Below are 9,328 nucleotides of genomic sequence, written 5' to 3'. Positions count from 1 at the left end.
TCATACTCAGGTGATGTTGTTGCCGTTAAGGTTCAAGCTAAAGATGCCAACGGTACACCGGCTGAAACAACATACACACCTAAGATTACTCCAGTTGTTCCAACAGCTGAAGATGCTACTTCAACTGATAAACAAGGCCAAACCCAAACAGGTAAACCTAAGTTTACAGAAGGTGATCCAGTAGTTCCAATGGATGATGATACACCAGCAACCTTCGAAGATGGTTCAACAACGAAGACTATCCCAGATGAAGGTACCTACACAGTAGCACCAGACGGAACAGTAACATTTGTCCCAGAAAAATCATTCACAGGTAAAGGAACAGGCGTAACAGTTAAACGTGTAGATAAGAACGGAACACCAGTTACAGCTAAGTACACACCAACTGTAACTCCTGTAACACCAACAGCGACTCCTGCTGAATCAGTAGCCCCTCAAGGTGTAGTTCAAACTGGAACAGTAACCTTCACAGAAGGTGACCCAGTTGCACCAATCGACAAGAATACCATTACTCTTCTTGACGAAAATGGTCAATCAGCTGCATCAGTAGTTGCTAAATCACCAGAAGGTAAAGAAATCGGTACCTTCACAGTTGATAAGGAAACAGGTGTTGTAACCTTCACACCAACTGACAAGTCATACTCAGGTGATGTTGTTGCCGTTAAGGTTCAAGCTAAAGATGCCAACGGTACACCGGCTGAAACAACATACACACCTAAGATTACTCCAGTAGTTCCAACAGCTGAAGATGCTACTTCAACTGATAAACAAGGTCAAACCCAAACAGGTAAACCTAAGTTTACAGAAGGTGATCCAAACGTACCAATGGATGATGATGTTCCTGCAACATTCGAAGATGGTTCAACAACTAAGACTATCCCAGGTGAAGGAACCTACACAGTAGCTCCAGATGGAACAGTCACATTTGTCCCAGAGAAATCATTCACAGGAACAGGAACAGGCGTGACTGTTAAACGTGTCGATAAGAACGGTACACCAGTTACTGCTAAATACACACCAACTGTAACCCCAGTAACACCAACTGCAACACCAGTTGAAACTACAGATATCCAAGGTGCTACCCAAACAGGTAAGCCTAAGTTTACAGAAGGTGATCCAGTAGTTCCAATGGATGATGATACACCAGCAACATTCGAAGATGGTTCAACAACTAAGACTATCCCAGGTGAAGGAACCTACACAGTAGCTCCAGATGGAACAGTCACATTTGTCCCAGAGAAATCATTCACAGGAACAGGAACAGGCGTGACTGTTAAACGTGTCGATAAGAACGGTACACCAGTTACTGCTAAATACACACCAACTGTAACCCCAGTAACACCAACTGCAACACCAGTTGAAACTACAGATATCCAAGGTGCTACCCAAACAGGTAAGCCTAAGTTTACAGAAGGTGATCCAGTAGTTCCAATGGATGATGATACACCAGCAACCTTCGAAGATGGTTCAACAACTAAGACTATCCCAGGTGAAGGTACATACACAGTAGCACCAGACGGAACTGTAACATTTGTACCAGAAAAATCATTCACAGGAGCAGGAACAGGCGTGACTGTTAAACGTGTAGATAAGAATGGTACACCAGTAACAGCTACCTACACACCAACTGTGACTCCGGTGACACCAACAGCGGAACCAGCTACAACTATTGGACCAAAAGGTCAAGAACAGTCTGGTAAACCAACATTCAAGGAAGGCGATAGCCGTGTTCCAATGAATGATGATGTTCCGGCAACATTTGACGATGGTTCAATAACTAAGACTATTCCAGGTGTTGGTACATACACAGTAGCACCAGACGGAACTGTAACCTTCAAACCAGAACCTGAATTTACAGGAACAGCTCCATCAGTTACAGTTGTTCGTGAAGATATGAACGGAACAAAAGCTTCTGCAACCTACACACCAACAGTAACACCAGTTACTACATTTGTAGATAAAGAAGGTAAAGCAATTCCGGGTTATCCAACAGAAGACGGCGAAAATCCTAAGAAAGATATTCCAGGCTACCGCTTCGTAGAGACTAAGAAACTTCCAAACGGAGACACTGAACATGTCTACGAAAAAGTGAAGACTAGTCACAAGGATAAAGACGGAAATGAAATTCCAGGATATCCAACAGAAGACGGTGAACAACCGAAGAAAGATATTCCAGGCTACCGCTTCGTAGAGACTAAGAAACTTCCAAACGGAGACACTGAACATGTCTACGAAAAAGTGAAGACTAGTCACAAGGATAAAGACGGAAATGAAATTCCAGGATATCCAACAGAAGACGGTGAACAACCGAAGAAAGATATTCCAGGCTACCGCTTCGTAGAGACTAAGAAACTTCCAAACGGTGATACAGAACACGTTTATGAGAAGGTTAAGACCAGTCATAAGGATAAGGAAGGGAATGAAATTCCAGGATATCCAACAGAAGACGGTGAACAACCGAAGAAAGATATTCCAGGCTACCGCTTCGTAGAGACTAAGAAACTTCCAAACGGCGATACAGAACATGTCTACGAAAAAGTGAAGACTAGTCACAAGGATAAAGACGGAAATGAAATTCCAGGATATCCAACAGAAGACGGCGAAAATCCTAAGAAAGATATTCCAGGCTACCGCTTCGTAGAGACTAAGAAACTTCCAAACGGGGACACAGAACATGTCTACGAAAAAGTGAAGACTAGTCACAAGGATAAAGACGGAAATGAAATTCCAGGATATCCAACAGAAGACGGCGAAAATCCTAAGAAAGATATTCCAGGCTACCGCTTCGTAGAGACTAAGAAACTTCCAAACGGCGACACAGAACACGTTTATGAGAAGGTTAAGACTCCAGATCCAGAGCCAACTCCAGATCCAGAGCCAACTCCAGATCCAAAACCAACTCCAGATCCAGAACCGACTCCGGATCCAGAACCAACTCCAGATCCAGAACCAACTCCAGATCCGAAACCAACTCCGGATCCAGAACCAACTCCAGATCCGAAACCAACTCCAGATCCAGAACCAACTCCAGATCCAGAACCAACTCCAGATCCAGAGCCAACTCCAGATCCAGAACCGACTCCGGATCCAGAACCAACTCCAGATCCAGAGCCAACTCCGGATCCAAAACCAACTCCAGATCCAGAACCAACTCCAGATCCAGAGCCAACTCCAGATCCGAAACCAACTCCAGATCCAAAGCCAACTCCAGATCCAAAGCCGACTCCAGATCCAGAACCGACTCCAGATTCAGAAAAACCAGAAGCTCCAGTTAAACCAACTCCAGCTAAGGAAAATGCTCCTCAATTGCCAAATACTGGTACTGAAGATCATGCTAGCCTTGCTGCCCTTGGTTTAGTAGGTGTCTTGAGTGGATTTGGACTTATCGCTCGTAAAAAGAAAGAAGACTAATCAACTCTGTAGAGTAGTGGAAAAGTCACCTTTCTAATTAAAAACTAGTACATCTTTGGATGTACTAGTTTTTTTATCTCTTTGCTGCTTGTTTTAAGGATAGAACTATGCTACAATCTTGTAAAATAAACAAGGATATCAAGATATGAAAAGTGAATACCAAAAAATGATTGCGGGAGAACCCTATCGCCCGTTCGATCCAGAACTTCGTGCTCTAGCACAAACAGCACGACAAAAGCAAGCCTCCTTTAATGAAGAGGTCGACCCAGTAAAAGGTATGGAAATCATCAAAGGCTGGTTTGGCTCAACTGGTGAAAACCTCTATGTCAATACTCGTTTGGTGGTGGATTATGGTGTCAATATTCATTTGGGAGAAAATTTCTATTCCAATTGGAATCTGACAATGTTAGATGTTTGTCCTATTACCATCGGTGATAATGCCATGATTGGCCCAAATTGTCAGTTTTTAACACCTCTTCACCCTCTAGATCCGGATGAACGAAATTCAGGTTTAGAATTTGGGAAACCCATTACGATTGGTAAGAACTTCTGGGCAGGTGGTGGGGTTATTGTCCTTCCAGGTGTTACACTAGGTGATAACGTTGTTGCAGGAGCAGGAGCGGTCATTACTAAATCTTTTGGTGATAATGTAGTTCTGGCAGGCAACCCAGCACGGGTTATCAAGGAAATTCCAGTTAAAGAAAACTAAAAGAACAGCAAAATGCTGTTCTTTTTTTACCATAAACAATGAGTATTAATGAAGTTCGGATGTGGTTAAGAAAACTTTCAGAAAAAGTTTAGGCTTATTTTAGGGAAGTTCCGTAGACTAAGAGCATGTAAAATGAAAGACGAGGAAATGAGTATGAAAGCAAAAAAATGGACATTCTTATTAACGAGTATAGCAACTCTAGCACTAGTAACAGCTTGTACCCAGTCAACTTCAAATACAACAGCTAGCAATACTGCAACAACGAAAACGACATCAACTACAGAAGCTAAGAAAACTAGCTATTTTACAGACAAGGACTACGATACTTCCTACGATGAAAAATCTGCATCAACTGTGACGCTGTCTGGATCTACTGCAACTGTTTCTGGTGAAGGAGTTGCTGTGTCAGACTCTACCGTTACCATCTCTAAGTCAGGAATCTATGTGATTTATGGTCAATCTGACGGTGTTCAAATCAAGATTGAAGCTGAAAAGACTGATGATGTACATATCGTCCTAAACGGTGTAACCATGACCAACACCAATGCAGCTATTTCTGCAACATCAGCTGGCCACGTCTACTTAACTCTAGCAGATGGGACAAGCAATAGCCTGTCAGATTCAGCTTCTAATAGTGACGAAAAAGCTGATGCAGCCCTCTTCTCTAAAGTGGACTTAACCATCAATGGTAAAGGAACTCTCAATGTAGATGGTAAGAAAAATAATGGTATTAAAGCAAACGATACGCTTCATATCACAGGTGGGGCTTATAATATCACGGCAGTTGGGGATGCCTTTAATGTCAATGATGAATTCAACATTACCGGCACAACCATGACTATCGATGCCAAGGAAGACGGAGTTAAGGTCGACAATGATGAGGACACATCTGTAGGAACCATGTATCTCTCTGATAATACCATCACTGTTACTGCAGGGGACGATGGTATCCACGCATCAGGTGATTTAGTTATTGATAGTGGTACCTATACCGTTAAGAAATCTACCGAAGGATTAGAAGGGAAGTCAATTACTATCAACGGCGGAGACATCAACATATACTCAACAGATGATGGTGTCAATGCGGCCAACAAAAACGCCCAACAAAGTGAAATCTTCTTTACTATGAATGGTGGGAATTTGACCGTTGAAGTTGGTCAAGGGGACACGGATCCAATTGACTCAAACGGGAACATTACAGTTAATGGAGGAACCATCAAAATGACTGGTCAAACTGGTTTTGACTTTGATGGAACAGCGACTTATACAGGCGGAGACATCTATTTCAATGGTGAAAAACAAACTGAGATTGTCAATTCGATGCCTGGTGGAGGTGGACCTCAAGGGAATGGTGGCCCTGGTGGACGACCATAAAAGAAAATCTCCTTTCTCGAAAGAGAAGGGAGATTTTCTTATGTTATTAGGACGAAAAAGAATTATTCTCCGTCTTTTTTAAAGATGTTTTTTACGCCAGATACTGCACCTTCGACAGCTTCTTTTGCATCTTCAGCAACTTCTTTAGCTTTTGAAGCTACCTTTTCTGCAGCTCCTTCTGCTTGAGTTTTTGTATCGCCAGTTAGTTTACCAAAACCTTCTTTAACAGAACCTTTAGCTTGGTTGAATTTTTCTTCGATTGACATGGGGGATACCTACGTTAATTTTTTGTATTATCTAAATTACATTAGATATTAATTTAAGTATATACCCTTTTATGCTAAAAAGCAAAAAACTGATACGAAAAGCATCAGTTTGTTTTTTTAATAGGTTACAACATTCAGTTGACCTTTATCATATTCTGCGATAAAAATATTAGAAACGTCTTCGAAACCTTCTTCTTTTAATTTTTCTGTTAGCCATTCCTCAGTTTTTCCAATGGTTTCTAGGATTTCAACTTGGACAACACCATCTGTAATGACTGGGTACTTAGGATTTTCGTCACCCATTCTTACAACAATTAGCTGTCCGTTTTGCTCAATCACAGCTCTCTTGACGTCTTTTAGTTGGAAGATTCCTTGGGCGCGCAATTTAAGAGCTACATCTGCAGCTGCAAGACCTTTTGATCGACAGGCTTCAGGGTCTAACTGACCATTTTTTATGATAATAGTAGGTTTTCCGTCAATCAGATGTTTAATCAGAGAAACATTGGTATTCAGCCATTTAAGGAGCAAGATGAGAATAGTCCAGATGATGAGGATAACAATGTATTGGATGATGGTGATAGAACTATTGTAGATAACCCCACCGATAATACCCCCGAGAACAAAGTTCTGGATTTGATCTACTGCAGAACTTGGTGCTAAATTTCCTTTACCTGTTACGTTAATAACAAAAACAAGAGAAAGTAGCCCCAAGGCTAATTTAATTGCAATTGTAGCAAAAAAGCTTATCATTTTTCAACCTCCACGAGTTCCACATCTGATTTATAGAGTTCCATCTTTTCTAATAAATAGCTATCTTGGTCAGTCCCACTAATGGCACGATAAAAATTGTCACCTACTTTAATAATCGCCCCATCAGTCACTGCTGATGTGTTGACATAAACATTTTTCTTATCAACACCTAACTCTTTTGATACAATTTCGATGAAGTGCAAGGAACTACGAAATTGATTATCATTGGATTGGCTGTTTTGAAAATTCGTAATGCTAATCAATACAAAAGCAATTAAGGTCAAAATAGAAATGAGCGATAATTCACGGAACTTACTCCCTCTTTTATCTTTGAAAGCCTTAAATGCAAAGAATCCAGTCACAATCACTAAGAATGTCGACACAATAATCATGGTCCAATTCTGTTGACTAATCTGACTGAGAACATAGTCATATGAATAGAATTTCATAAGATTTCTCCCTTTTTTAAATTCAATCTATTATAAACTAATTCCTAAGCTATAGCAATTTTATTATGACGAAAAAAGCATTTAATTGTTGTTTCCTACTTAAGGTAGGTTTTTCTGATTTGACTTAGCCTCCCGTCTTGACTTTCGTTTAGCTTTTGTTATAATAGTACAAATTTAGAGGAGGTGCTTTATGATTCAAAAACATGCCATTCCTATTTTAGAATTTGATGACAATCCTCAGGCAGTCATCATGCCAAATCACGAAGGCTTAGATTTACAATTGCCAAAGAAGTGTATCTATGCATTTTTGGAGGAGGAGATTGACCGCTACGCCCAGGAAATAGGAGCAGAGTGCGTTGGCGAGTTCATTTCTGCCACCAAGACTTATCCAGTCTATGTCATCAACTACAAGGGCGAGGAGATTTGTCTTGCCCAGGCTCCCGTTGGCTCTGCTCCAGCGGCCCAGTTTATGGATTGGTTGATTGGCTACGGTGTGGAACAAATCATTTCCACTGGAACCTGTGGCGTCCTAGCCGATATAGAGGAAAATGCCTTTCTGGTTCCAGTCCGAGCCCTGCGAGATGAGGGGACCAGCTACCACTATGTAGCGCCTTCTCGTTATATGGATGTACATGTCGAAGCGATTTCTGCCATCGAGCAAGTCTTGGAACAACTAGGCATTCCTTATGAAGAGGTTATGACTTGGTCGACAGATGGTTTTTACCGAGAAACAGCTGAAAAAGTTGCCTATCGTAAGAAAGAAGGCTGTGCAGTTGTGGAGATGGAGTGCTCCGCTCTTGCGGCAGTAGCCCAGCTACGTGGAGTTGTCTGGGGAGAGTTGCTCTTTACCGCAGATTCTTTAGCCGATTTAGAAAATTATGATAGTCGCGATTGGGGTTCAGAAGCTTTTGACAAGGCCTTAGAACTCTGTCTTGAAATCGTTAGTCATATGTGACTGCTTTAACTGTTTTATGGTACAATGTAACTATGTTATTCAAATCATTTTCGGAAAAAATAAACACGACCTTGGGGCGTTTATCACCTGCTCGTCGAATTTTTTTAAGTTTTGCTTTGGTTATTCTCGCAGGCTCTCTCCTTTTGAGTCTGCCATTTGTGCAAGCAACAAGCTCCCAAGCGACCTATTTCGACCATCTCTTTACAGCAGTATCCATGGTCTGTGTGACAGGACTCTTTACTCAACCAGTAGCTACCACATATAACATCTGGGGGCAGTTAATCTGTATGTTTTTGATCCAGATTGGTGGTTTGGGTCTCATGACCTTTATAGGGGTCTTTTATATTCAAAGCAAGCAAAAGCTAAGTCTTCGTAGCCGTGAAACAATTCTGGAGAGCTTTAGTTATGGAGAAACTCAGTCTTTAATGGTTTTCATACGTTCGATTTTCTTGACGACTTTTATCGTTGAAGGACTCGGAGCCTTCCTGTTAAGTTTTCGTTTTGTTCCGGAATTTGGTTGGGGCCGAGGGATTTTTACCTCTATCTTCGTAGCTATTTCAGCTTTCTGTAATGCTGGTTTTGATAATTTTGGAAGTACAAGTTTAGTAGCTTTTCAAACTGATCCTTTGATTAATCTAGTGCTTGCTGCTTTGATCATCACAGGCGGTCTAGGGTTCATGGTTTGGTTTGACCTGGCCACGCAGTTGAGCAAGAAAAAACGTCGGCTTCGCTTCCATACCAAGTTGGTTCTCTTCTTGACAGCTGGAATTTTATTTACTGGAACAGTTTCAACCCTCTTGATAGAGTGGAACAATCCGGGAACGATTGGAAATCTCAACTTCCCAGATAAATTGCTAGTCAGTTTCTTCCAAACTGTCAGCATGCGGACGGCAGGCTTCGCTTCTATTGATTTTACTCAGGCTAGGCCTGTTACCTTGATGATCTATATTTTGCAGATGTTTCTCGGTGGGGCGCCTGGTGGAACAGCCGGGGGGCTTAAAATCACAACCTTCTTTGTATTATTAGTATTTGCACGCAGTGAGCTTTTAGGCTTGCCTCATGCCAATGTAGCTCGAAGAACAATTTTACCTCGGACAGTCCAAAAATCATTCAGTGTCTTTATTATCTTCTTGCTAACTTTCTTGCTGGGCTTGATCCTGTTAGGGGTAACAGCAGAAGGGAATCCGCGCTTTATCTACATCATGTTCGAGACAATTTCAGCGCTTGCCACGGTCGGAGTAACTGCAAATTTGACACCAGAGTTAGGCAGATTAGCTCTTAGCATTATCATGCTACTGATGTTTATCGGACGAATTGGACCACTGACGCTATTAGTTAGTTTGGCTGAGTATCAACCAGATAAGAAAGATATGATCCACTATATGAAAGCAGATATTACCATAGGATAAGAAAG

General features: G+C 41.5%; 8 protein-coding genes. 5 read left to right on the top strand and 3 right to left on the bottom strand.

Annotated elements, in window-relative coordinates; translation table 11 throughout:
* The 3 genes from B7698_RS01150 to B7698_RS01140 all read left to right on the top strand — a co-directional run.
* Positions 1-3,411: LPXTG cell wall anchor domain-containing protein (locus B7698_RS01150; RefSeq protein ID WP_142358043.1), on the top strand; the 3,411-nt coding region annotated here is incomplete at its 5' end.
* 145 nt (positions 3,412-3,556) lie between these two features.
* Positions 3,557-4,120 (top strand): sugar O-acetyltransferase, encoded by a 564-nt coding sequence (locus B7698_RS01145; protein ID WP_036756156.1) that lies wholly within the window; start codon positions 3,557-3,559, stop codon positions 4,118-4,120.
* Between the two features lie 153 nt (positions 4,121-4,273).
* Entirely contained in the window at positions 4,274-5,494 is a 1,221-nt protein-coding gene (locus B7698_RS01140) for a carbohydrate-binding domain-containing protein (RefSeq protein ID WP_084864384.1), read from the top strand.
* Between the two features lie 62 nt (positions 5,495-5,556).
* On the opposite strand, the gene B7698_RS01135 is transcribed toward B7698_RS01140, so the two are convergent.
* The 3 genes from B7698_RS01135 to B7698_RS01125 form a co-directional block, all read right to left on the bottom strand.
* Positions 5,557-5,760: a CsbD family protein gene (locus tag B7698_RS01135; RefSeq protein WP_000020982.1), complete on the bottom strand. Its 204-nt coding sequence runs from the start codon at positions 5,758-5,760 to the stop codon at positions 5,557-5,559.
* A gap of 117 nt (positions 5,761-5,877) precedes the next feature.
* Complete coding sequence (locus B7698_RS01130; RefSeq protein WP_036756149.1) at positions 5,878-6,510, bottom strand: DUF421 domain-containing protein; 633 nt, start codon at positions 6,508-6,510, stop codon at positions 5,878-5,880.
* Entirely contained in the window at positions 6,507-6,959 is a 453-nt protein-coding gene (locus tag B7698_RS01125; protein WP_084864383.1) for a DUF3290 family protein, read from the bottom strand. The genes B7698_RS01130 and B7698_RS01125 overlap by 4 nt, the downstream gene beginning before the upstream one ends.
* Before the next feature lie 190 nt (positions 6,960-7,149).
* Here B7698_RS01125 and B7698_RS01120 point away from each other — a divergent pair, with 190 nt between their 5' ends.
* Both B7698_RS01120 and B7698_RS01115 read left to right on the top strand, forming a co-directional pair.
* Positions 7,150-7,914, top strand: a complete 765-nt coding sequence (locus tag B7698_RS01120; RefSeq protein WP_036756144.1) for a nucleoside phosphorylase — start codon at positions 7,150-7,152, stop codon at positions 7,912-7,914.
* Between the two features lie 32 nt (positions 7,915-7,946).
* Complete coding sequence (locus B7698_RS01115; protein ID WP_036756141.1) at positions 7,947-9,323, top strand: TrkH family potassium uptake protein; 1,377 nt, start codon at positions 7,947-7,949, stop codon at positions 9,321-9,323.
* The last annotated feature ends 5 nt before the right edge of the window (positions 9,324-9,328 follow it).

The organism is Streptococcus mitis (genome assembly GCF_002096855.1).
GTDB lineage: Bacteria > Bacillota > Bacilli > Lactobacillales > Streptococcaceae > Streptococcus > Streptococcus mitis_Y.
Note: the sequence above shows the minus strand (reverse complement) of the source record. Positions and strands in the feature narration are given on the sequence as shown.